Genomic DNA, 23,477 nt, shown 5'->3' with positions numbered 1-23,477 from the left:
TTCACCACCTGTTCTTAATCTTGTTCTGAAGCTGGTATAAAATGTTCAGCGCCTCCATGGGCGTTAAGTTGCTTACGTCCAGCTCTTTGATTTCTTCTATAATATCATTATCCTGTACCGTGTCAAACAGGGACATCTGTGCCATGTCCACGGAATCATAGGTAATTTTCGTTTTCTTTTTGGGTGCGGTTAAATCTTTTACCGCTGCCGTAATATCTGCATCGCTGAGCTCTTCCACCAGTTCTCTGGCTCTGGAGAGAACCGTCTCCGGAACGCCGGCCAGTTTCGCCACCTGGATTCCGTAGCTTTTATCTGCGCCGCCTTTTACGATCTTTCGCAGAAAGACAATGTCGTCCCCCTTTTCCTTTACGGCGATACAGTAGTTGTGAACCCCGGGGATTTTCCCTTCCAGTTCCGTCAGCTCATGATAGTGGGTGGCAAACAGGGTTTTCGCCCCCAGAAGTTTCGTATTACTGATGTGTTCTATCACCGCCCAGGCGATGGACAGGCCGTCGAAGGTACTGGTGCCTCTGCCGATTTCATCCAGAATCAGCAGACTTTTATTGGTGGCGTTTCTGAGAATATTGGCCACCTCTGTCATTTCCACCATGAAAGTACTCTGTCCGCTGGCCAGATCATCGGAGGCTCCCACACGGGTGAAAATCCGATCCACAATTCCGATGTTGGCTTTTTTCGCCGGAACGAAGCTTCCAATCTGGGCCATAAGCACAATCAGCGCCGTCTGGCGCATATAGGTGGATTTTCCTGCCATATTGGGGCCTGTAATAATGGAGACTCTCTGCTTTTGATTGTCCAGATAGGTGTCATTGGAAATAAACATATCGTTTTCAATCATCTGCTCCACCACCGGATGGCGGCCCTCCTTAATATCCAGGACGCCGCTCTGATTGATGGAGGGCCGGACATAATGGTTTCGCTGTGCCACCACAGACAGAGAAGCCAGCACGTCCAGAGCCGCCACGGCCTTGGCTGTCTTCTGAATCCGGAGCACCTGATCTCCCACCCTTTTGCGGACGTCGCAGAACAGTTCGTATTCCAGAGCATAGAGTTTATCTTCCGCTCCTAAAATCATATCTTCCAGATTTTTCAGCTCCTGGGTAATATATCGTTCCGCATTGGTCAGGGTCTGTTTCCTTACGTATTCTTCCGGCACCAGATCCTTAAAGGAGTTGGTCACTTCCAGAGAATAGCCGAAAACCCGGTTGAATTTAATCCGCAGGGTCTTAATCCCGGTGCGTTCCCTCTCCCGGGCTTCCAGATCCGAAAGCCATTTCTTTCCGTTGGATTTGGATTCCCGGTAATTGTCCACGTCTTCGTGGTATCCCTCTTTAATGATCCCCCCGTCCCGCATGGACAGAGGCGGTTCCTCAATGATGGCCCGGTGAATTAAGTCGGTAACATCCTCCAGAGCATCCATATCCTCATAGATTTCCTTAAGAAGAGGACTCTCAAATTCTTTTAACAGCAGGCGGATATGGGGAAGCATGGCCAGAGAACCGGAAAAAGATACCATATCCCTGGGATTGGCGGTCTGATAGCTGATCCGGCTGATGAGACGTTCCAAATCGTAAATGGGAGAAAGATATTCCCGAATCTCCTCCCGAAGCATGGCTTTGTCGTTGAGTTCTTCTATAGCTTCCAGTCTCCGGTTAATCTCCTCTTTGTCAATCAGGGGCTGTTCCACCTGACTTCTCAGCATTCTGGCGCCCATGGCTGTTTTGGTCTTATCCAGCACCCATAAAAGAGAGCCCCTCTTCTGCTTTTCCCGGAGGGTTTCCACCAGTTCCAGGTTCCGTCTGCTGGAGCTGTCAATGAGCATAAACTTCTCCGTCAGATAAGGGGTAATGGAGGTCATATGGGTCATGGCCGATTTCTGGGTTTCCATTAAATACTGAAACAGCGCGCCTGCCGCAATGACTCCGCTGTCATAATCTCCCAGACCGAGCCCTTCCAGAGCTCCCACCTGGAAATGCTCCCGCAGGGTCTGGCGGCAGCGGTCGTCGTCGAAGTACCAGGCGTCCAGAGTATAGATACAGATTTTCAGACGGTGGCGCAGATCTTCCGCGTCAATTCCACTCATTAAAAAGGCGTCGTTGCAGATGATTTCCGCAGGGACGAATTTATTAATTTCGTCCAGGAGATTCTGGGGCTTTTCCAGCTCTGTCAGATAACAGTCTCCGGTGGTAATATCTGCAATGGCACAGCCAAAGCCGTTTTCCACAGAGACAATGGACATCAGATAATTATTCTTCGTCTCGTCCAGCGCCATTACGTCCAGGGTAGTTCCGGGCGTAACCACCCGCACCACTTCCCGTTTTACCAGGCCTTTGGCCTTCTTGGGATCTTCCACCTGTTCGCAGATGGCAACTTTGTATCCTTTTTCAATCAGACGGTTAATATAATTTTCCACAGCATGAAAAGGCACGCCACACATGGGCGCACGCTCTTCTAAACCACAGTCTTTTCCTGTCAGAGTGATTTCCAGTTCCCTGGATGCAGTCAGTGCATCCTCGAAAAACATTTCATAGAAATCCCCCAGACGGTACAGTAAAATACAGTCCCTGTATTCGTCCTTGGTTTTTAAATATTCCCGCATCATTGGTGATAAAGCCATTATTCCTGTTCTCCTATATAATAAAAACCTTTACATTCTTTTAATTTTACCCGTACGGTTTTACCCACCAGGCTTTCCTCTCCCGGGAAATGCACCAACAGATTCTGCATCATCCTGCCCGTTACATAGCCTTTCTGGGAAGACTGCTTTTCTTCCACTAAAACTTCCTGAACCGTATTTAAGAAACGGGAGGAACGTTCTCTTCCTATTTCCTGTACCAGAGCCAGCAGGCGGTCAAACCGGTCTTTCACCACTTCCTGGGGAACCTGGTCTTCCATGGCGGCGGCAGGAGTTCCGCTTCTCTTGGAATAGATAAAAGTAAAGGCCGTGTCATACTGCGCCTTTCTCACCACGTCCAGAGTCTCCTGAAAGTCTTCCTCCGTCTCCCCGGGGAATCCCACAATAATATCTGTAGTCAGGGAAATATCGTCGATTTTCTCCCGGATTTTCTCAACCAGGGACAGATACTTTTCCTTGTCGTACCGGCGGTTCATTTCTTTTAACACCCGGCTGCTTCCCGACTGTAAGGGAAGGTGCAGATGGTGACAGATTTTCCGGCTCTTTGCCATTACCTGAATCAGCTCGTCGGATAAATCCTTGGGGTGAGAGGTCATAAAACGGATTCTTTCGATGCCGTCAATCTTCTCCACCTCTTTTAAAAGCTGTGCGAAGGTAATGGGATTTTTCAGGGTCTTGCCGTAAGAGTTTACGTTCTGTCCCAGAAGCATCACCTCCACAACGCCGTCAGCGGCAAGGCTTCGGATTTCTTTTAAGATGGCTTCCGGTTCCCGGCTTCTCTCCCGGCCCCTTACATAGGGAACAATGCAGTAACTGCAGAAATTGTTGCAGCCGAACATGATATTTACACCGGATTTAAAGAAGTATTTCCGCTCGCTGGGCAGATCTTCCACAATCTGATCCGTATCTTTCCAGATGTCAATAATCATCCGTTTCTCCCCGCGGACTTCCAGGGCATGGGAAACCAGTTCCGGAAGTTTATAAATGTTATGGGTTCCGAAAATCAGATCCACAAAGGAATAACTGGTCTTTAATTTCTCTACCACCTGGGGTTCCTGCATCATACAGCCGCAAAGAGCGATCATCATCTGAGGATTTTTCTTCTTCAGACTATGAAGATACCCCAGTCTTCCGTAGACACGCAGATTGGCGTTCTCCCGTACCGTGCAGGTATTATAGATGACGAAATCCGCCTCCTCGGTATCAATCAGGGTGTATCCCATCTCTTCCAGGATACCCTGCAGCTTCTCAGAATCTTTAAAATTCATCTGGCAGCCGAAGGTTTCAATATGAGCGGTTAAGGGTCTGCTTAACTCCTTTTTCAACTCTTCGGTCCGGGTTCTGGCCAGAGCCATAAAATAATACTGGCGCTCCGGTTCTTCTGCAGGAGCGGCCGCTGTGAGATCGATCTGACTTAAATCTATTTCGTTGAACATATTTTTTCCCCTATTCCATGTTTATCCATATGATTGTAACTGAATCGAAAAAAAAAGTAAAGCCATAAAAGAGAGGATGCCTTATCTGACATCCTGCTCTTTTCGATTCCTGTTCTGTTTTTAGTTGCTTCCTGAAGGAAAATAGGGACGAAGCACACCGGCCACATTGGAAAGAGGCATGGTCTGCAGCCAGATGTTTCCGGGGCCTGTTACAATGGTATTAAAGACGCCCTCTCCTCCGAAGAGCATATTTTTCACTCCGGGTACTGTTACCACGTCAATCTGACAGCTTGCAGACATGGCTGCCAGATACCCGGTATCAACCACCATCTGCTGTCCCGGCTGAAGCTGATACTCTACAATATGGCCGTCAAATTCTGCGAATACCAGTCCGTTTCCGGATACCTTCTGCATGATGAATCCCTCGCCTCCGAAAAATCCGGATCCGAGCTTCTTCTGGAAGAAAACACTCAGATCCACACTGGCCTCAGAAGCCAGGAAGGCGCTTTTCTGAAGGACGTACTCCTGTCCCGGTCCAATCTGGAATACTTTAATGGAACCGGGAAAGCTGGATGCATAAGCAATCAGCCCGTTACCGTTTCTGGCCGTATAAATATTGCGGAACATGGCCTCGCCGGAAAACAGCCGTCCAAAGGCTTTTCCAATGCCTCCGGTATTGGTCTCCATCTCCATGTTGGGAGACATCCAGGCCATGGCTCCTTTTTCCGTTATCATAGATTCCCCGTCTTCCAGTTCACAGATTACTACCGGTAAGGTTTCCCCTTCTATTTTATATCTCATATGTTTCCCCTTTCTGCTGTGTTTTTCGATCCTTTTATATGCAACATTTTAACACAGCAGGAAAAAGTATTTCAACAAAATCGGGAAAATTTCTGATTTAGTCAGAAATTGGAAGTTCCATCTCAATGGTGTGCAAATCCGGACAGATCCGAAAATTCCCGCCGCAGGAGACCACAATCTGTTTGGCCAGATGCAGTCCCATGACATGCACCTTGCCGGGATCGTTTGTCTCTCCCTGAATAAACCGGTAAACCTCTCCGGGAATTCCCACTCCGTCGTCCCGAATCTGAATCTGAAACCTCTCTTCCTTTCTTGTGGCGTTTATCCAGATTCGGCATCCCTGAGGATTGTGGCTGATGGAATTATTCAGAAGATTCTCCACTGCCCGTTCCAGAAGCGACACATCCCCCCGGGCCTGGCAGCTCTCCAGCCGGGGATCAATTTCCAGAAGCAGTTGGTATTTCTCCTCTTCCATCTGATTCAGATAGGAAGTCAGAATTTTTCGGATAAAGGCGCTGGGACGGTAGGTCTGTTTTCTCAGAGGCTGCATCTGATAAGTGAGCCGGGAAGTCAGATTCAAATCCTCGATCAGCTTTTTGATTTTCAGGCTCTGTTCTTTAATCATCCCTGCCTGTCTCTGACTTTCTGCCGGCAGTGACTCGTCGGATTCCAGACTGTCTGCATATCCCATAATCACAGACAGAGGGGTGCGAATATCATGGGAGACCCCGGAAATCCACTCGGTGCGGGCGTTATCCCGGCGTTCAATCTCCTTTCGCTGCTTTTGCAGAAGACGGGAGGTCTGGTTTAATTTTTCCACCAGGTCTTTTAAGGCTCCTTTTGCGTTCAGATGGATGGCTTTTCCCCTGGTAAGATCCTCGATACCGTTGCTTACCGGCAGCAGAGAACGGTAAAACCGTCTTCCCAGAAACAGAAGAATTAAAAGAAATAAAAACAGATTCCACAGCAGGAACAGGGGAATTGCATTCATCAGGGTGGTTAAGTCCTGCATGGAATAAACCATATTATAGCGGGCAACGCTTCCCTTTTCCTTACCTGCCACCAGCAGTCCGTCTTCGGTACTCCAGACATAGACCGGATAATCCATCAGGTACCAGCGGGAAAAAGAAGCCACGTCAGACAGAGAATAGGTTTTCGCAAGCTCCTTAGGAAGATTCCAGGAATAGAGAATCTCTCCCTCCTCTGACAGCAGCATAAGGAATCTGCTCTGATTGCTCTCTACAAACTGTACGCCCTGCGCACTGAGTTTCCAGGCATCTCCATCCCGCTCCAAAATCTCATCCGCCACATTGCGAAAAAAGATTTTTCCGGCTGAATACTCCCCGTCTTTCTCCAGATGGTAAAAGGCGTATCCCATAAAAGCAGTAAAATTTACCACCAGAATTAAAAGAAAGATCAGCAGTGCAGTGACCATATAATTTCGATATATTTTCAGTAATCCTTTCATCCCTGCTCTCCTATTTCGCCAGTTTGTAGCCAAGTCCCCTTACCGTCAGCAGATACCTGGGCGACGAAGGGTTTTCTTCAATTTTCTCCCGGAGACGACGGATATGAACCATCAGAGTATTTTCATATCCATAGTAATTATCTCCCCACAGGGTTTCGCATAAGGCGTCAAAAGTGACAATATTTCCCCGGTTGTCAGCCAGTTTCTGTAAAATCAGCAGTTCCTTGGCCGTCAGGGCTGTCTCCTTCCCCGCCTGCTCCACGGTCCCGCCGGCAAAGTCCACGGTCTTCTCTCCCAGGTGAATCTTTGTCTGCTCCTCCTTCTGCACAAAGGGCTGGTAGGTCCGTTTCAGCACATTGGCCACCCGCAGCACCAGCTCCCTGGGAAGGAAGGGCTTCGTAATATAATCATCCGCTCCCAGCCCCAGTCCCAGAAGACGATCCGCATCCTGATCCCTGGCGGAAAGAAACAGAACCGGACAGCCGGAGACAGCCCGCAGCTCCTGCAGGAACGTAAAACCATCCCCGTCCGGCAGATTCACATCCAGCAGCCAGAGATCGGGAAGGGCAGTGTTCAGTATGTTCCTGGCTTCTTTCAGATTATAGACGCAGCGGGTGTTTTTATATCCCGCTTTCTTTAATATTTCCATGACCATCCGGCAAAGCTCCGGCTGGTCATCTACCAGCAGAATCCGGCTTTCATACAGATCTTTCATAAACTCGTTCCTCCTTATATAAGAATTATAAAGACATTTTCTCAAATCCGCTACCGTTCTTTCTGAAAAGTAAGGTAAAAGTAAGGATGGCTTCATGGGTCTGTAAGGAGAAGGCTCTATAGTAGTTCTTACAGAAACGAAAAAGAAAGGATGAAAACAATGACCTACGCAATTGAAACCAGCGGATTAACCAAATCCTATCAGAAAACTCTCTGTGTCAACCACATTCATTTAAAAGTTCCCTTCCAGAGTATTTACGGCTTTTTAGGGCCAAACGGCGCCGGAAAAAGCACCACCATGAAAATGCTTCTGGGTCTGGTAAAACCTACCCAGGGTTCCGTTTCTATCTTAGGAAAGCCTCTGAATTCCAGAAACCGGCTCTCCATTTTAAAGTCTACCGGTTCTCTGATTGAATCTCCTTCGTATTACGCCCACCTGACCGGAAGAGAAAACCTGGCTCTGGTCTGCATGATGAAAAATGTGCCGGAATCCGACATCGACCGGGTCCTGGCCATTGTCCGTATGGAAAAACAGCAGAATAAGAAGGCCGGGCACTATTCTCTGGGAATGAAACAGCGGCTGGGTCTGGCAGCGGCCTTAATCGGGCAGCCGGATCTGCTCTTACTGGATGAGCCTACCAACGGACTGGATCCTGCGGGAATCCAGGAAATGCGGGAACTCATCTGTTCCCTTCCGGAAAAATACGGGATTACCGTGATGGTATCCAGCCATCTGCTCAGTGAAATCCAGCAGATGACCACCCATACCGGAATCATTCACAAAGGCTCGCTGATTTTCCAGGGAACCATGGAAGAACTGAAAAAACACAGCCAGAGACAGCTCAAACTGAAAACTGACAACAATCCGGCCGCCCTGCACCTGTTGGAGAGCATGGGTCTGACCTGCCAGTCTCAGGAAGGGTATCTGCTGCTTCCGGAGACCAACGACAGAAATACTGCACAACTGGCCGCCTATCTGGTGGAAAACAAAGTGGGACTTTTACGGCTGGAAGAAAAGGAGAAATCCCTGGAAGAAATCTTCCTCTCTCTTACAGGAAGGCAGGTGAGCCTGTGATGATCCACTTTTTTGCAGAATGGAAAAAAATACACCGCAGAAAACTGTGGCTGCTCTATGTGGTGGCCATCCTGATTATCCTTCTCTGGAATACAGCCACCCTGCTGAGAAATCCTTTCTCAGAGCAGGAAACCCTGACCGGATACAATTATCTGATCCTTTCCCTGAGTCTGGTAAACCAGATGTTTCTGCCGGTGATTCTGGCCGCCTGCGCCAGCAGAATCTGTGATATAGAGGCAAAAGGCGATACCTGGAAACTGCTGTTTACTATGCAGAGCAGATCCAGCCTCTTTAAAAACAAAATCTTTATCAATGTCACTTATATTCTGGCAATGAACCTCATTCAGTATACCTTTGTTCTGGTAATCGGCCAGATTATACATGTGACACAGCCTGTACCCTGGAGCTCCTTAAACTTTATGTTTCTTGGATTCTTCTGCATTGATACGGCCCTTTATATTCTTCAGCAATCTTTGTCTCTGCTGATGAAAAATCCGCTGATGCCGCTGTTTATCGGGCTGTTCGGAACCTTTATCGGAATTTTCACTGCTTTTTTCCCGGATCTGCCTTTGCGTTTTCTCTTTCCCTGGGGATACTACATCACCCTGTGTCCGGTGAATTTGCATTACGATAAAGCTTCTGAAACCGCCCTTTACTACCTCATTGACCTGCCCTGGCCATGGCTGGCAATCCTTATGGTCTTTGGAATTGCAGTCTATCTGACAGGAAAACATCTGTTTCTGAAAAAGGAGGTTTAATCTATGCTTACAGTATGTATCAAGGCAGAACATTTGAAATTAAAACGCTCGTTTATCTGGATCGCTTTTTTCCTCTTGCCCCTGATTCCGGCATTGATGGGAAGCCAGAATTATCTGAACAATTTGGGAGTCCTTTCGGCTGAGTGGTACAGTCTGTGGACCCAGGAATCCCTGTTTTACTCCAACTTTTTCTTCGCGCCCATGATTGCCATTTACTGCGGTTATTTATGGAGAGTGGAGAATTTCGGCCACAACCGAAATGCCCTGCTGACTTACCCGGTTCCTGTGCGAAACATCTTTTTAGGGAAAATGGCTGCCGCCTTTTCTGTATCTATTTTGACTCAGGTCTGGATGTTCTTTCTCTTTCTTGTTACCGGAAAGGCCGTGGGACTTACAGGGCTTCCTCCTGCCCCCATCTTTTTCTGGATGCTGCGGGGAACCTTAGCCGCTTTAGCCATCACCGCCCTGCAGACCCTTCTGGCTATGGTTATCCGAAGCTTCGCCCTGCCTGTGGGGCTGTCGGCTGTGGGCAGTATCCTGGGGCTTGTGGCGGTAAATTCCCAAAAAGCCTTCTTATATCCCTATTCTCTGCTGATTTTGGGAATGAACGCCAACCGGGATAAGGATATGGTGGATTCCGGTATATTGTTTTTCGCCAGCAGTCTGTTCTATCTGATACTCTTTGCCTTTCTGGGAATCTGGATCTTAAAAAAATCCGATGTCAAAGCATAACAAAAGGTCAAAATAAAAATGACAGGGGACTCCGCACACAGGGAGCGCTCCTGTCATTTTTGATTTGTGCACATTCTTTATCCGCCGAAAATAGAGAAAGATCCAATGGCATCCTTTACGGTATTTAGGGTATTCTGGAGATCCTGCAGGCTTCCCAGGGCGTCTGCGAGCTGTTCCAGATCCACATCTTCCGTCAGTTTCTGAAGTTCTTCCAGCTGCTGCCGGCTTTCGCTCATTTCTTCTATCAGACCCTGGATTTTCATTCCCGCATAGGTACATCCGCCGCCGATTGCCAGGGCAAGAACCAGCAGCAGGGCGCAGAGTATCCGCAGCAGTTTCTGTTGTTTCTGTACTAATTCCATCAGTTTTTCTTCCTGTTTATTTTCCAACTTTTTCGCCTTCTTTCTTTATTTTTCTTTCTGATAAAACCAGACCAAATAAGGTTAAAAGGGTTCCCAGTCCCGTCATAAAGGTAAACGGCTCATGAAGAATGGGGACTGCCGCCAGAATCGTAATGACCGGAACCAGATAGATGTAGATACTTGTTTTCACCGCCCCCAGAGCTTTCACAGCGAAATTCCAGGTCACAAAACAGGCGGCGGAAGCGCCCAGTCCCAGAAATGCAATCTGAAAAAGATACACCGGATTTCTGAAGCGTTCCAGTTGAAGATGGAAATCCGAAAAATACAGGGCCGGCAGCATAAAAATCAGCCCGTAAACGAAAATCCGCCTGGTGGAAGGAATGGTATCATATCCTTAGGTTCCTATTTTTTTCACAAAATAAGAATAAAAGGCCCAGACTACGGCCGCCAGAATGGCCAGTAAATCTCCCAGGGGATTCATCTGCACTTCCTGTCCGCCCTGGAAACTGATGACTGCAATTCCAGCCATGGCGACCACAAATCCCAGCCAGAAATTCCAGTGGAGTTTTTCCTCTTTGCAAAAAACGGCAATCACAATTCCTGTAAACAGCGGCGCACTGGATAGGATGACGCTGATATTGGATGCAGTTGTATAGGTCAGAGCAATGTTCTCCAGTAAATAATATAAGGTCACTCCGCAGATTCCCGCCCCGGCAAAGACCAGTTCCTGTTTCTTCTCCTTTAAGACCAGCCTGTGCGGGTAAACCAGATACAGGGCAAGAATCCCCAGAAAGAAACGGAAAAATAAAATTTCCACCGGCTGAAAATCCTGTAAAAGAATTTTGGTAGAAATAAAAGTCGTTCCCCAGATTAAAATTGTAAACACAGCGGCAATGGTTCCTGCCCGTCTCGTTCTCTCCATGGTCTCCTCCTGCTGTTCTTCCTTCTTACATGGAAAAAGAACTATCATAGAAATGGTAGTTCTGTAATAGTTCTTTTCCCTTGCTATTCCTTAATTTTCTCTTTAATTTTCAGATTTTTTTCTTCTGCGTACTAACACATATCCACCCGTAGCCAGAGACGCCATACAGAGAACAGTCAGCGGAAGAATCGGAGATTCATCGCCGGTCTTGGTGTTGCTGGCTTTCTTGGTATTGCTCTTGCTTCCCTTAGAGGTTATAGTAGGTTTCTTGGTGACTTTTTTCGTTGGTGTTGCAGTAGGTGCTTTTGTAATCTTAATGGGTTTGGATATTGTATCTGTAGAATCAGCTACTTCTACCCACACACCATTTTCAAATGTTTCTTCCTGGAAAACCACATAAAGTTCATATTCACTATTAACTTTAAAACTGCTGGTTTTTGTGGATATACTTTTACTATAATCTTTTTCTTTATGCTCATCTTCTGTAAATTCTTTTTCGTCAATTCCCTCCACACCCCAGCGTATGGGCTTCCAACGGTTACTTCCTTCAACTAATTTTTTTTCATCAGCATCCATTCCTGCACCGATAGCTTCAAATTTAATGGGCGTATTTTTCGGTACATCCTTTTTCTCAACATCCACTTCATTATCGGAAGCTTTATGAATTGTGGCGCCTGCAGGTGTAGAAGAGGAGTCTCCTTTGGCTAAAGTAATCGGATCCTGAACAGACTGTTTTTCTGAACCAGTGACCCACTCGCCATTTTGATAAGTCTGCTTAATAAAGGTAATTGTAATATTGATAATTATGTATTCATCATCGCCAAACTCTGTATCCTTTGGTGCTTGATAACCACTTATGATATATTGGTTAAGTCCATCGGCCCACACTTTTTCGCTGCTGACGGTGAAACTGTATGGTTTCCAACGGACATCATCTTCTCCAGGTTCTGTATTGTCAAATCCGGCACCAACTACTTCATATTTGATAGATTCCCCAGGTTTATACTCGCTCTTTTTATCAGGAGTAGTGTAATCATTTACATCTGCTACAACAGGAATTCTCTTTATCTGTACACGACCGTCTGTGCCGAGAACAACATCCGCTCTTCCTTCATAGGACAGTTTATTTTCATTGACTGCCGTTTTAATCCAATTGGGCTTATTCGTTGTCTGAACAACGGTATCATCGGCTGATACATCACCGTCAATATGGAACGCCACATTCGCTCCCGCTGTCAATTTTCCCTCTAAACAGAGGACGCTTCCCTTCTTGAGCACTATATTATCTTTTGTTTTATTATCTCTTTTTTGATTATTATATATTTTTGCAGAACCAGAAATATAAATTGTTTTTTCTGAATAGATTGCTCCGCCGTTACCGGAGGTGTTATCTTTAATAACCCCGCCGTTTATATGAAGGGAACCGGTATTATAGATTGCTCCGCCTTTTACCTTTTCAGAAGTTTTATTTCCTGATAAAGTAACGTTATTCTTCATAGTAAGGGAACCGGAAACATTTAAGATAGAACCGTCTGCTTCTCCCTCTTTCAGGGATCCGTTAATAATCAAAACAGGATCTGCGTTATTATCGGTGCCGACAGTTAAACTGCCTTTCACATCAAACATTGCGCCTTTAAATCCTGCAGCTCTTGACAGAGTCACCTGTTTTTCTTTAGCTGCTAACGTTACGGTCACTCCTGCCGGAACGGTAATCGTACTGTCCAGTGCAAAATCTGCATTCACCCGGATTTCTCCGGTTTTATTGGCGGCGGAAGCCAATTTATTAATCTCTTCCTGTAAGCTTTTCGCTGAATTTACTACAGGAACTTGGTCTGCATCTGTATCAGCCTGTTCGGCAGGGACATTTGCCCCTGGTGAATTATTTATACTATTCTCTGCTCCGACATCTTCCGGGTTTGCAGATGGATTGTCAGCCTCGTTTCCGTCTGTCTCTGAAGTGTCTTCTTCCGTAGGTTCTTCCTCTTCAGGATTTCCAGTTTCCTCCTCTTCGGGATTCTCTGAATCCGCAGCCTCTTCCTGGTCACCAGAACTATCTTCCACTCCGGTAGGATCTGCCTCAGCCGCAAAAACTGCCGGTGCAGAGCTTACTGCCAATATACCTGCTAATGCTAAAGCAAATAACTTCTCTTTTCGCATTTTGTGCCTCCTGTTAAACTAATAAAAAATACTAAGTCATAAATCAATACTCTTTCACAGTATACCACACATCTTTTGGAAAATCCATTAAGATTGTATAAACTATTCGTAAAACAGCAGCTATTCTCTGATTTGTCCGTTTCCGTAGATGATATATTTGGTGGTGGTCAGTGCAAGGAGTCCCATGGGGCCTCTGGCATGGAGCTTCTGGGTGCTGATTCCGATTTCCGCTCCGTATCCGAACTCAAATCCGTCTGTGAAACGTGTGGAAGCATTTACATAGACAGCCGCTGCATCCACCTCATCCAGGAATTTCTGTGCATGATCGTAGTGGTTGGTGATAATCGCCTCGGAATGTCCCGTATTATAGCGGTTAATATGTTCAATGGCCTCCTCCACGGAAGATACGGTTTTAATGGAAAGAATATAGTCCAGATATTCTGTTCCCCAGTCTTCTTCTGTGGCTTTCTTTGCTCCCGGAAGGATCCGGCATACTTCTTCGTCGCCCCGGATCTCCACCCTTTTTTCTGCTAACTGCTGTGCCAGAACAGGAAGGAAATCCCCTTTCACGCTTTCATGTACCAACAGAGATTCACAGGCATTGCAGACCCCCACTCTCTGGGTTTTGGCATTGATGACAATGGCTGCCGCCGCTTCCAGATCCGCGCTTTCGTCCACATAAATATGACAGTTTCCTGTCCCTGTTTCAATGACAGGAATGGTGCTCTGATTAACAACCGCTTTAATCAGACCGCGGCCTCCCCGGGGAATCAGAACGTCCACATATTCATTCATTTTCATAAATGCTCCGGTCGTCTCCCGGTCAGTGGAAGTAATTAACTGGATGGCGTCTTCCTCCACCTGGAATTTTCTCAGGGTCCGGCGGATACAGGAGACGATTTCCATATTGGAATGAATGGCGTCGCTTCCGCCCTTTAAAATCACAACGTTTCCTGTTTTAAAGCACAGGCCGAAGGCGTCCGCCGTTACGTTGGGACGGGCCTCATAGATGATGCCGATAACCCCCAGGGGAACTCTCTTCTGTCCGATGAGAAGGCCGTTAGGCCGTTTCTTCATACCTAAAACTTCTCCCACAGGATCTTCCAGATCCGCTAACTGACGAAGTCCTTCTGCCATGCCGGCAATTCTCTCTTCGGTCAGAAGCAGACGATCCAGCAGTCCTTCCGGCATCTGATTCTGCCTTCCGGCTTCCATATCCTTTTCATTGGCCTTTAAAATGTCCTCTGCATGTTTTTCCAGATCTGCGGCGGCCTGTCTCAGAACCTGATTTTTCACACTGGTCTGCAGATTCCGTATGTATTCTTCCGCTTTTTTCGCATTTTTCCCAATCAATGTCAGTTCCTGCATCATGCTAACCCTCCTTAATCAATACTCTCTTCTCCGTTACAACCCAGTCCGGAAAGATGTCCGTAGCTTCATAAGGCACTTCGGGCATTATCTGGCATTCAAAAGCCAGGGCCGCCTTAAGAACCTTCGGATGTTTTTCCAGAAAACGATCGTAAAATCCGCCCCCGTAGCCAACCCGGTGATTCATCGGGTCGAAAGCCACTCCCGGCATTACCATAAAAGCTTCCTCCCAGGTGACAATCTCGCCGTCCTCAGGTTCGGGAATTCCGAAATAACCGGGTTTTAACTGGGCAAAGTCTTTCAGTTTATAAAAGACCATCGCCTCTCCCACCACTTTGGGAACCGCCACCTCTTTTCCCAGGCTCCAGGCTTTCTCTATGAGATACCGGGTAATAACTTCGTGATTATAGTCTGCATAAATATAAATATGCCCGGATTTCTGAAATGCCTCCAGCTGCGCCACTTTTTCAGTAATGGCCTGGCTGAATGTTTCCAGTTCCTCAAGGGTAATCTGCTTTCTCCTGGAAAAGATTTCCTTTCGGATTGCTTTTTTCTGTGTTTTAATGCTTTCTTCCTTTGTCATATTTTTCTCCTAAATTCACGATGGTTCCATCCTTCTCCTGAATGTCAATCTGATCCAACTGGCACCGGAGATTCATCCGGATGGCTGCTATGTATTCGCTTCTTAATTTCGCCTGTTCCTGTTTCTCTTCGGAAGTCAGGCCTTCTTTTTTTGCTTTCCTTGCCAGCACGTTAATCCGGTCGATTTTTGCTTTTTCCATTTATATAAATACTCCTTACAGTAACTTTTCTATGTAATCTACTAAATAAAACTCTTCTTTGGGATTGGCCAGGAACAAAGTTCCCGTCTCTTTTCCATCCATAATTCTGTGAATGTTATGGAAATCCGCTCCGTTGGCTATCACCATGTCGGCTCCTGCCGAGGTGGCGATTTCGGCCGCCCGCAGTTTCGTTGCCATTCCTCCGGTTCCCACCTTGCTGCCGGTGGAGGATTTGCCCATCTCTTTCAGATGTTCATCCAGATGCTCCACAAGGCCGATAAACTGTGCTCTGGAATTTCGATGGGGATCGTCTGTATACAATCCGTCAATATCGGAAAGGAGGATTAATAAATCCGCTTTAATCAGAGAAGCCACTACGGCCGATAAGGTATCGTTGTCTCCGAATTCAATTTCATATGTAGAAATAGAGTCATTTTCATTTACAATGGGTACCACGCCCATTCTCATTAACGCCTGGAAGGTATTTCTGGCGTTTCTCCGGTTCAGATTGTCCACCATGGTATTTTTCGTCATCAGGATCTGTCCTGCCTGGTGTCCGTATTCAGAAAATAACTTCTGATAAATCATCATTAGTTTCGCCTGTCCCACTGCAGCACAGGCCTGTTTCTCCGCCAGGGTCTGGGGTTTATGAGGAAAACCCAGTGCGGTGCATCCTACGCCGATGGCGCCGGAGGATACAAGAACCACTTCTTTTCCCTGATTGCAGAGATCGCTTAATTCTCTTACCAGGACTTCCATCTTTAACAGGTTCAGACGTCCGGACGCAAGATGGGTCAGAGAAGAAGTTCCGATTTTAATGACGATTCGTTTTTTATCTTTCAGTAATTCACGGTAGTTCACGTTACTCGTCCTTTCAATGTATACTCTTCCTTATCTTACAACATTTTTCTGCTTCCGTCCAGACGGAACCTGTGCTTTTGCCGATTCCGGCAGCTTCTAGCTGGAATAGTTCTCCAGGAAGCTGTAGAGTTCTTCCTGGGATTCTACATATTTTCCATTTTGTATTTCTTCCTGCAAATCCTCCGGCAAATCTTTGGTCTGGATCTGAGTGGGTTCGTACAGGGTCTTTCGGTCTCCTTTATAGACCTGAACGACGCCGTTTTCATCTACCAGATAATAAGTTTCATATTCTGTGCGGCTTTGCCGGATGACCACATGTTCCGGAGAAAAGGCTACCAGAGAGTATTGATAATACATGGTCTGGCTTTTCTTTAAAAAGTTCTCCAGTTCTGTCCGATCCATGCCCAGAAGGTTATCTGCCGCCATGGTGGTTTCTTCCTTTAAATTTCCGGAATACCGATCGTATTCTTCAATGGTACACCGGGTATCTTTGGTAATCAGTTTTTCTGCATATTGTGTTTCCCGGGTTTCTTTTTCATCCAGCGCTTCTTCCAGATGAGTCATCTTCATTTTCATATCGGAGATCTTGTATGAACTATAAAAACCCACGGATAGAACACACAAAAACGCAAAAATGCCGATACTAAACAGTACTTTACGCATGGTCCTTTTGCTCCTTTTTCTTTTAGTATCGGCATTTTTTCAGGTTTTATGCAATTGTAATCTGTGAGGTTTTGTCATTGAGAATGATGCAGACCCAGGTTTTTCCTGTATTTAACTGGATTTCCTGACCGTTCCCATCGTAATAGCGGGTAACGCCCCACTCGGAATCCTTCCTCCAGGAAATGTCCTCTGCCTGTCCCCGGGTAATAAATTTCCCCTGGCCGCCGGAGGTGGTATCTATATTTAAGTAGCCGTTTTCATCATAGGGCTGGTAGGAAGCATATTCCAGAATGATATTGTCATACTGAAGCTGCTGTCCGGTCAGCTCGTCAATCTGGGCTTCGCCGTACTGGAACCGGTTGTATTTTCCGGAAGCGGCATCATATTCAAACCAAGGATGGTTGACGCTGTAACAGTCCAGTTTCACTGTCTGGGCCGGGGATGGGTTTGTAAGTGTTACTTCTTCTCCCGGTACGGCAAACTGATAATGCCCCTGATAGTCTGCGCCGTAATTCTGATCGTATCCCAAAAGGCCGATGCCTGTCTGAATCCCCTGGTAGCTGGTATAGGCATTATGAGGCGCTTTCCGGTCAGAGGTACGGTAAAAGACCTGATCCCCAACGGAAGAGATGCCGTTTATATTATGAATGAAGTCCTGTTCCAGATAGGGAAGGGCGTAAACAGCCTGTCCGTAGTGCACGTAAATGGAATCAAATTCCTGGGCATAATGAATGTAGTAATCCCGGCAGCTTCTCATGGAACCAATCTTCTCTAACTGATCATAATCTTCGAAGATTCCCATTAATCGGGTAATATCCCCTTCTGTGGGCGCTTCATAAACCACTCCCGCATTGGCGATTCCACTCTGGGGACAGCCTTCTTTGGCATTGTTCAGCATAACGGCAATGGGCCGCCGTCTCCCAATGGCTTCCGGCACATATTCTCCGGTAAGATAGCTGACCACTTGTCCCGCTTCCGGCTGCGGCTCCTGGCTTTCTTCCTCCTGTCCGCTTTCCTCCCCCTGAGATGTTTCAATCTGTATCTTAGCCTCATCAATCCCCTTGTCCGGCTGTGCATCCTCTTTTTCTTTTCCACATCCGGCCAGCAGTATGGCTGTCAGACAGAAACAAAGCAATCCGAATTTTTTCATAGTACCCCTCCTTTTTCTGCTACCTTGTAATTCCCAGTTCCTCCAGGGCTTTCCTCTGTTTCCCCTCCATAATTTCGGCTTCTTCTTTTTCCATATGATCGTATCCCAGAAGATGGAGAACACTGTGGGCGATCAGAAAGGAAAATTCCCGTTTTACGCTGTGTCCGTATTCTTTTGCCTGCTGAAAAACTCTGGGAACAGAAATCATAATGTCTCCCAGAATTAATTCTCCCGTATCCATGTTAAAGAAGGAATCCTCCTCTTCTGCCAGTTTATAATCCGCCGGCTCTTCAAAGGGAATACTGGGGAAAGACAAAACATCCGTAGGCGCGTCAATGCCCCGGAATTCCTTATTGATCCTCTGTATCTCTTCATTGTCTGTAAGAACCAGGTTCACTTCCGCCTCATAGGGACACTGTTCGTCTTCCAGAACCCGGGAAACCACTTTTTCTGCCAGCTCTCTGTAAGGTATATTCAGCATTTCCTGTGCTTCATACTCAATCTGTACGGTCATTGCAATCCCCCTTTAAGCTTTTGTCTTACGGCGAAAGGAAGTCTTGGAAGTCTTTCCTTTCTCCTGTCTCATCTGTTTTTTCTGTTCTTCTTTTTCAAAGGCTTTGACAATGTCTTTGACGATTTTATTTCGTACCACATCCCGGTTATTCAGCCGCGTAATGGAAATCCCCTCAATTCCGTTCAGTATTTCGGCGCATTTTTCCAGTCCCGAATCCTGGGTTTTCGGTAAATCAATCTGGGTAACGTCACCGGTCAGTACCATTTTCGATCCTTCTCCCAGACGGGTCAGCGCCATTTTCAGGGTGGGAAGAGACGCGTTCTGACTTTCGTCAATGATGACTCTGGCATGGTTGAGGGTTCTTCCTCTCATATATGCCAGGGGCGCAATCTCAATAATTCGTCTCTCTCTTAGTTTTTCTGCTTTATCTGCGCCGAAAATATCATGAAGGGCGTCGTACAGAGGCCGAAGGTAGGGATCCACCTTCTGGGCCAGATCTCCGGGCAGAAATCCCAGTCTCTCTTCTCCTGCCTCGATGGCCGGACGGCTCATGATAATCCGTTCAATATCTCCGTTTTTCAGTTCTCTGGCCGCCTGTGCCACTGCCAGATAAGTCTTTCCGGTTCCGGCAGGACCGATACAGATGGTTACCACATGATCCTGAAGGGCTTTCACATAATTTTTCTGCCCGAAGGTTTTGCACTTAATGGGCGCCCCTTTCTGGGTAATGGTCACCACACTGTCCATGGCTTTGCAGGTTTCATCCAGATTTCCCTCTGCTGCTTCTTCCAGCAGACGGTACACGATACCTTCCTTTAAATTTTCTCCTCTTTTATATAATGTTAATAGAGAATCCATCACTTCTGCGGCGATTTTTGTATTCCGGCCGGGTTCTCCCTTTATTTCCGCTCTGGAATCCCGCAGGCTGATGGAGACGTTTAATTCTTTCTCAATGATTTTTGCAAATTGATCCTGCATTCCAAAGACTGCCTGCTGCTGATCCACGGTGTCAAATTCGATCTGTTCTGTCTGCAACGATTGTTCCCTCTCTTTCCATCTAATGTAAAACGGACAGATTTTGATTCTGTTTTTTCTATTATAGTAAACCTAAGTATCTTTTTCAAGTATCGGGAATCTCCATTTTCTCCACCGGCACAGAGTACCCGGCCTTTTCGATTACCTGCAGGGTTCCTTTGGCAGTACAGAAGCTTCCGTCTGTCTGAATCTCAATATTATTCTGGCAGATTTCCACCCCTTTATCCAGCAATTTTTCCAGGTAGATCTGTATGTTTTCCTGTGCTTTCTTTCGGGCCTCCTCTTCCGTATAGGTGACCTTTTCCATGACGTATTCTTTTTGCACGATGGTTCCATAGGAGAACGGAAGCACAAAGTTTTCCGTTAAATAAAGGTTCCTGGTCTGTGTGACGGTATCTTCCTTTTCATACTGTTTCTTCCTGCTTCCTCCTTCGGCTCTCAGGGAGAAAATCTGGAAGAAAGGCCGGGATTTCTCATTTCCTGTAAAACTCTTTTTTTCATAGGATAATGGAAAGCTGTCGTAATAGGAACAGGTGTGCCGGATATAAATATCCGCGTCGGAGGTTACATAGTCATAACGGATCACTTCCTGGCTGTCGTTTTTTATATCCAGTCTTCCCAGAACCAGAAGATCGCCTTTTTCACAGAAATCCCCCGCCTGAACCTGAGGAGCGCCCTGTCGCGTAATCATTTTTACAATGGTTCCCTCCAGATTGGAGACAATGCTGGACGGAGCTTCTTCCTGTCCGGAATCGGAGGAAGCAGGATTTTCGTTTTCCTGGATGGTTATGGAAAGATTAGTCCCGGAGAGCCGGGCAGACACCCAGGTAATATCGGGAAACTGTTCCCGGATCATAGCGGAAATAAGAGCACAGTTAATCTCTTTTTTGGGAATTCCGTGCCGGACGTCTTTTTCTTCCAGAAATTTTAAAATCTCCTGGGTGGTATTATAGTAGTTTCCCTCTACCTGGATTCTCCATACAAACTGGGACAGAAATATCACCAGGGCAAAACACAGGAAAATCCCAATAAAAAAGGCCTTTCTTTTTTTATTTCTGTAAAAAAAGAAGGGCAGTCCCCAGCGTTTTACCACATGAATTCTGGAATGGGTTTTCTTACATACAGGCTTTAGCCGAAAGAAATCTTTCAGACTTATCTGCATTTCCCAGGTTTCTCCTGCCGGACGGATTTGAGACAGCAGGATCCCCTGCCGGGAACACAGGTTGAGAAACCGTTCGGGTTTGGGACTTATGAGGCGGATTTTCACGTATCCGTTTTTATACTGCAAGAGCTTTTCTATCAAATTCTCTCCCCCTGCCTAAATTTCAAAGATTACCTGACTGATAAAGCCTGTGACTGTCATCTCATTTTCCATATAAAACTGAATTTCCAGATCTTTTCCCAGAATTTTCACCTTGCCCTGATTCAGGGTTACTACGGTCTGCTGACTGCTGAAAATCTGGATGCCCTTATAATTTTCGATGGTTAGCTGTTTCCTGCCGGTGATTCGGATAATGGATTCCCGGTACGCCAAATCCCTTGGGATTTCCATGGAAGATACCAGATGTTCTTTCCATTTTCTTCGCTTTTTCCCCATAAGAAACTCCCGGCCTTTATTTTTCAATTTATGCCGGGAGACTCTTATTTATGTATTATTCTTCCTCTTTCTGGAGAGGACGAAACAAAATCAGTGAAAACCAGAGAATACTGTTTCCTCCAAGGGAATATTCCATCTGCTGCTGTTCCGTCAGTTCCATTACCACCACCCCGTGGCTTTCCAGACAGGGATGCATTTTTTCCGGATAGCGGCAGGGGCTGTCCGGATAGGTGCAGGTGGGACAAATGTCACAGGATTCGGTTGAGAGGATGAAGCAGTCCAGTCCCTGCTTTTTCATATAATCCTGAATCTCTTCCGTAAGCTTTTCATGCTCTTTTCGGGTACTTAACATCTCTTCCATGTTAAACAGATCGGAGACTTCCGCCACGCTGGAAAAGAACAGGCCATGACGGTAGGAATGGATTCGCTCCTGGCATTCCCCCAGGCTCCCGGTTCCGGGAGGACAGGCCCAGGTGGTGCCGTAACGTTCGCATTCCTTCTCACAGACGATCCGTACCCTCTCCTGCACAGAAATCTCACTTGTCTCTAAAATCCGGTATTCAAATACAGGATACTGTGTAATAAATTCATCGAAACCCGGTATCTGCATGTAATTCCTCCTAACTTTCCTTCCCCGTCATCTGCGATTCATAGTACAGGGGAACATTCTGAAATAAATCGTTTACCGCCTCTTCGTATTTTCTGAGGGTTTCCGCTTTTTTAATCCGTTTGATCTGTTTCTTTCCTTCCGGAAACATCTCCCGGAAATAAAACCAGAGTTCTTTCATTTTAAACAGTACGTTTCTCTCCCCGCAGGACACTTCCTGGTAATTTTCATAGATTTCTCTGTGAAAACAGGAAAATGTCTCTCTGTCCATGGGCGTTTTGTTATGCACTTCCTGTAAAAGTCCGGGATTGGCCAGCAGCCCTCTTCCCAGCATGACATGGGTACATGCGGGGTAAGACCCGCAGAACGTCTGATAGTCTTCTTTTGTAAACAGATTTCCATTATAACATACTTTTGCCCGGCTGTGTTCCAGTCCGTAAGAAAAGGCCTCCATCCGGGGCGTATTTTTATAAAAATCTTTCTGAATCCTGGGATGGATAATCAGTTCCTTTAAGGGATACTGGTTATAAATCTCCAAAAGCTTTGTAAATTCTTCCGGATCTTCCAGACCAATCCTGGTTTTAACGGAGATGTCCAAAGAGGTGCCCTGGAAAATTTCCTCCAGAAATTCTCTGAGTTTCTCCGGTTCCCCTAAGAACCCGGCGCCCTTTTTCTTGGTCACGACGGTGGGCGAGGGACAGCCCAGGTTCAGGTTGATTTCCTGATAGCCCAGTTCTTCCAGGGCTTCTGCCAGCTTCAGGAAATCCCCGGCCCGGTTGGTCAGAATCTGAGGAACTAAATGCAGTCCCTCATTGTGATCGGGCCGGATGTCTTCGTATTCTCTGTGGTTAAAACATTTCTTTGTATTGGTTTTGGGCGCCAGAAACGGAGAAAAATATTTTTCCATTTTCCAGCCGTATTTCTGAAAGGCATTCCGGTAAATGTATCCTGTAATCCCCTCCATGGGGGCAAAATATTCATTCATCTTCTGTTTTCTCCAAATAATTCCTGTAATCGTTCCCCGGCGGTCATCTCATACAGGCCTTCCGGATCTTCCAACCCTCCGGGGCCCCGGCGCCAGGTAAACCGTCCGGTTCCTTCTTTCTTCGTATCGGTGTATTGTTCATAAGGCTTTAAGACAACTCGGTATCTTTTGCTCCATCCGGGAAAATATTTCCTCATATAAGAATCCGCAAGCTGATAAGCCATACAGCTTTTGTTTTCTCCCAGGGCGCTTATCTGTACCCCTCCGCCCGGATAGTTCCAGATGCTCTCAGAAGGGGTGGAATGCAGCAAAACCACACTTTCATCCTGGCAGACGCCGAGACAGATCCACACGTGGCCGGGGATACTGATAATGTCTCCGGGAGCGAAAACGTTCCCATCAGGTATCCTCCTTTGAAAGGTTCCCCATCCGAATACCTCCCCGTAAATCCGGGCCATGGTCTCAGCCGGAAATACATATCCCTTTTTTCCGCTCTCTGTTTCCATGAAGTTATAGACACACCAGCCCACATAACCGCTGCAGTCGGCGCCCCAGTCCCGGCAGAGATTCTGCCCGTCCCGGGTGCGAAGGGTCCGGTAGTCATAATAAGGAGTACGGCACTGGAAGAATTTCTTCCATTTGTACGGCACTCCTATGGTACAGGCAGGTCTTCCTGCCCCGGTATCCTGCGGATTCCAGCCGCCCCCGTAGATATAGAGGGTCTGCCCTGCGGGAGCTAAGGCTGTGGTAAGAAATCTCTTTAAAGTGAGTCTGTTTTCCATCAACGGAAACCACTTCCTGCTTTGCCTGTTCTTTCACACTATGCAGATTTTCTTC

Annotated in this window: 23 protein-coding genes and 1 pseudogene; 3 read left to right on the top strand and 21 right to left on the bottom strand. The window is 46.6% G+C overall.

Annotated features, from left to right (window positions below; translation table 11 throughout):
- Nucleotide 1 precedes the first annotated feature (1 nt).
- The 5 genes from mutS to B5F53_RS04415 all read right to left on the bottom strand — a co-directional run bounded on the left by mutS (nt 2) and on the right by B5F53_RS04415 (nt 7,073).
- On the bottom strand, nt 2-2,635 hold the full coding sequence (gene mutS / locus B5F53_RS04435) for a DNA mismatch repair protein MutS (RefSeq protein ID WP_087220371.1): 2,634 nt from the start codon (nt 2,633-2,635) through the stop codon (nt 2-4).
- Nucleotides 2,635-4,089 (bottom strand): tRNA (N6-isopentenyl adenosine(37)-C2)-methylthiotransferase MiaB, encoded by a 1,455-nt coding sequence (gene miaB / locus B5F53_RS04430; protein WP_087220368.1) that lies wholly within the window; start codon nt 4,087-4,089, stop codon nt 2,635-2,637. The genes mutS and miaB overlap by 1 nt, the downstream gene beginning before the upstream one ends.
- A gap of 120 nt (nt 4,090-4,209) precedes the next feature.
- Entirely contained in the window at nt 4,210-4,890 is a 681-nt protein-coding gene (locus B5F53_RS04425) for a TIGR00266 family protein (protein ID WP_087220366.1), read from the bottom strand.
- Nucleotides 4,891-4,987: 97 nt separating this feature from the next.
- Complete coding sequence (locus tag B5F53_RS04420; protein WP_087220363.1) at nt 4,988-6,358, bottom strand: sensor histidine kinase; 1,371 nt, start codon at nt 6,356-6,358, stop codon at nt 4,988-4,990.
- A gap of 10 nt (nt 6,359-6,368) precedes the next feature.
- Nucleotides 6,369-7,073, bottom strand: a complete 705-nt coding sequence (locus B5F53_RS04415; RefSeq protein ID WP_087220360.1) for a response regulator transcription factor — start codon at nt 7,071-7,073, stop codon at nt 6,369-6,371.
- Between the two features lie 159 nt (nt 7,074-7,232).
- Here B5F53_RS04415 and B5F53_RS04410 point away from each other — a divergent pair, with 159 nt between their 5' ends.
- The 3 genes from B5F53_RS04410 to B5F53_RS04400 are packed head-to-tail and all read left to right on the top strand — an operon-like array spanning nt 7,233 to nt 9,637.
- Nucleotides 7,233-8,147 (top strand): ABC transporter ATP-binding protein, encoded by a 915-nt coding sequence (locus tag B5F53_RS04410; protein ID WP_087220357.1) that lies wholly within the window; start codon nt 7,233-7,235, stop codon nt 8,145-8,147.
- Nucleotides 8,147-8,905 (top strand): ABC transporter permease, encoded by a 759-nt coding sequence (locus B5F53_RS04405; protein ID WP_087220354.1) that lies wholly within the window; start codon nt 8,147-8,149, stop codon nt 8,903-8,905. Before B5F53_RS04410 ends, B5F53_RS04405 begins: the two co-directional genes overlap by 1 nt.
- Nucleotides 8,906-8,908: 3 nt before the next feature.
- Complete coding sequence (locus B5F53_RS04400; protein WP_087220351.1) at nt 8,909-9,637, top strand: ABC transporter permease; 729 nt, start codon at nt 8,909-8,911, stop codon at nt 9,635-9,637.
- A gap of 77 nt (nt 9,638-9,714) precedes the next feature.
- Here the strand turns inward: B5F53_RS04400 and B5F53_RS04395 are convergent, their stop codons facing one another.
- The 16 genes and pseudogenes from B5F53_RS04395 to B5F53_RS04320 all read right to left on the bottom strand — a co-directional run bounded on the left by B5F53_RS04395 (nt 9,715) and on the right by B5F53_RS04320 (nt 23,425).
- Nucleotides 9,715-10,026 (bottom strand): hypothetical protein, encoded by a 312-nt coding sequence (locus B5F53_RS04395; protein WP_087220348.1) that lies wholly within the window; start codon nt 10,024-10,026, stop codon nt 9,715-9,717.
- Nucleotides 10,016-10,921: pseudogene (locus tag B5F53_RS20825) on the bottom strand (DMT family transporter). The gene B5F53_RS04395 and the pseudogene B5F53_RS20825 overlap by 11 nt, the downstream one beginning before the upstream one ends.
- Before the next feature lie 102 nt (nt 10,922-11,023).
- Nucleotides 11,024-13,078 carry a hypothetical protein gene (locus B5F53_RS04385; RefSeq protein ID WP_087220345.1) on the bottom strand — a complete coding sequence of 685 codons (2,055 nt, stop codon included), beginning with the start codon at nt 13,076-13,078 and terminating at the stop codon, nt 11,024-11,026.
- Between the two features lie 120 nt (nt 13,079-13,198).
- A complete protein-coding gene (locus tag B5F53_RS04380; protein WP_087220342.1) occupies nt 13,199-14,449 on the bottom strand; it encodes a glutamate-5-semialdehyde dehydrogenase in 1,251 nt (416 codons plus the stop codon).
- 1 nt (nt 14,450) lies between these two features.
- The gene (locus B5F53_RS04375; protein ID WP_087220339.1) at nt 14,451-15,029 is read right to left on the bottom strand and encodes a 5-formyltetrahydrofolate cyclo-ligase; all 579 of its coding nucleotides are present in this window, start codon (nt 15,027-15,029) and stop codon (nt 14,451-14,453) included.
- Complete coding sequence (locus B5F53_RS04370; protein ID WP_087220336.1) at nt 15,007-15,228, bottom strand: DUF896 domain-containing protein; 222 nt, start codon at nt 15,226-15,228, stop codon at nt 15,007-15,009. The genes B5F53_RS04375 and B5F53_RS04370 overlap by 23 nt, the downstream gene beginning before the upstream one ends.
- 15 nt (nt 15,229-15,243) lie before the next feature.
- Nucleotides 15,244-16,089 (bottom strand): glutamate 5-kinase, encoded by an 846-nt coding sequence (gene proB / locus B5F53_RS04365; protein ID WP_087220333.1) that lies wholly within the window; start codon nt 16,087-16,089, stop codon nt 15,244-15,246.
- 96 nt (nt 16,090-16,185) lie between these two features.
- Nucleotides 16,186-16,665, bottom strand: coding sequence for a BofC C-terminal domain-containing protein (locus tag B5F53_RS04360; protein ID WP_162610524.1), 480 nt, complete (start codon nt 16,663-16,665; stop codon nt 16,186-16,188).
- A gap of 133 nt (nt 16,666-16,798) precedes the next feature.
- On the bottom strand, nt 16,799-17,902 hold the full coding sequence (locus B5F53_RS04355; protein ID WP_087220327.1) for a DUF3048 domain-containing protein: 1,104 nt from the start codon (nt 17,900-17,902) through the stop codon (nt 16,799-16,801).
- Nucleotides 17,903-17,921: 19 nt separating this feature from the next.
- The gene (gene ybeY, locus B5F53_RS04350; protein ID WP_087220324.1) at nt 17,922-18,416 is read right to left on the bottom strand and encodes an rRNA maturation RNase YbeY; all 495 of its coding nucleotides are present in this window, start codon (nt 18,414-18,416) and stop codon (nt 17,922-17,924) included.
- 12 nt (nt 18,417-18,428) lie between these two features.
- Nucleotides 18,429-19,451, bottom strand: coding sequence for a PhoH family protein (locus B5F53_RS04345; protein WP_242970242.1), 1,023 nt, complete (start codon nt 19,449-19,451; stop codon nt 18,429-18,431).
- A gap of 85 nt (nt 19,452-19,536) precedes the next feature.
- A complete protein-coding gene (gene yqfD, locus B5F53_RS04340; RefSeq protein WP_087220321.1) occupies nt 19,537-20,754 on the bottom strand; it encodes a sporulation protein YqfD in 1,218 nt (405 codons plus the stop codon).
- Nucleotides 20,755-20,769: 15 nt separating this feature from the next.
- Complete coding sequence (locus B5F53_RS04335) at nt 20,770-21,048, bottom strand: YabP/YqfC family sporulation protein (protein WP_140398203.1); 279 nt, start codon at nt 21,046-21,048, stop codon at nt 20,770-20,772.
- Nucleotides 21,049-21,103: 55 nt separating this feature from the next.
- Complete coding sequence (locus B5F53_RS04330; RefSeq protein ID WP_087220315.1) at nt 21,104-21,658, bottom strand: DUF2284 domain-containing protein; 555 nt, start codon at nt 21,656-21,658, stop codon at nt 21,104-21,106.
- 10 nt (nt 21,659-21,668) lie between these two features.
- Entirely contained in the window at nt 21,669-22,640 is a 972-nt protein-coding gene (locus B5F53_RS04325) for a tRNA dihydrouridine synthase (RefSeq protein ID WP_087220312.1), read from the bottom strand.
- Entirely contained in the window at nt 22,637-23,425 is a 789-nt protein-coding gene (locus B5F53_RS04320; protein ID WP_140398202.1) for a hypothetical protein, read from the bottom strand. The genes B5F53_RS04325 and B5F53_RS04320 overlap by 4 nt, the downstream gene beginning before the upstream one ends.
- Between the last annotated feature and the right edge of the window lie 52 nt (nt 23,426-23,477).

The sequence above is a fragment of the Blautia sp. An249 genome, from assembly GCF_002159835.1.
GTDB lineage: Bacteria > Bacillota > Clostridia > Lachnospirales > Lachnospiraceae > Blautia_A > Blautia_A avistercoris.
This window is presented reverse-complemented; position numbering and strand designations above follow the sequence as displayed.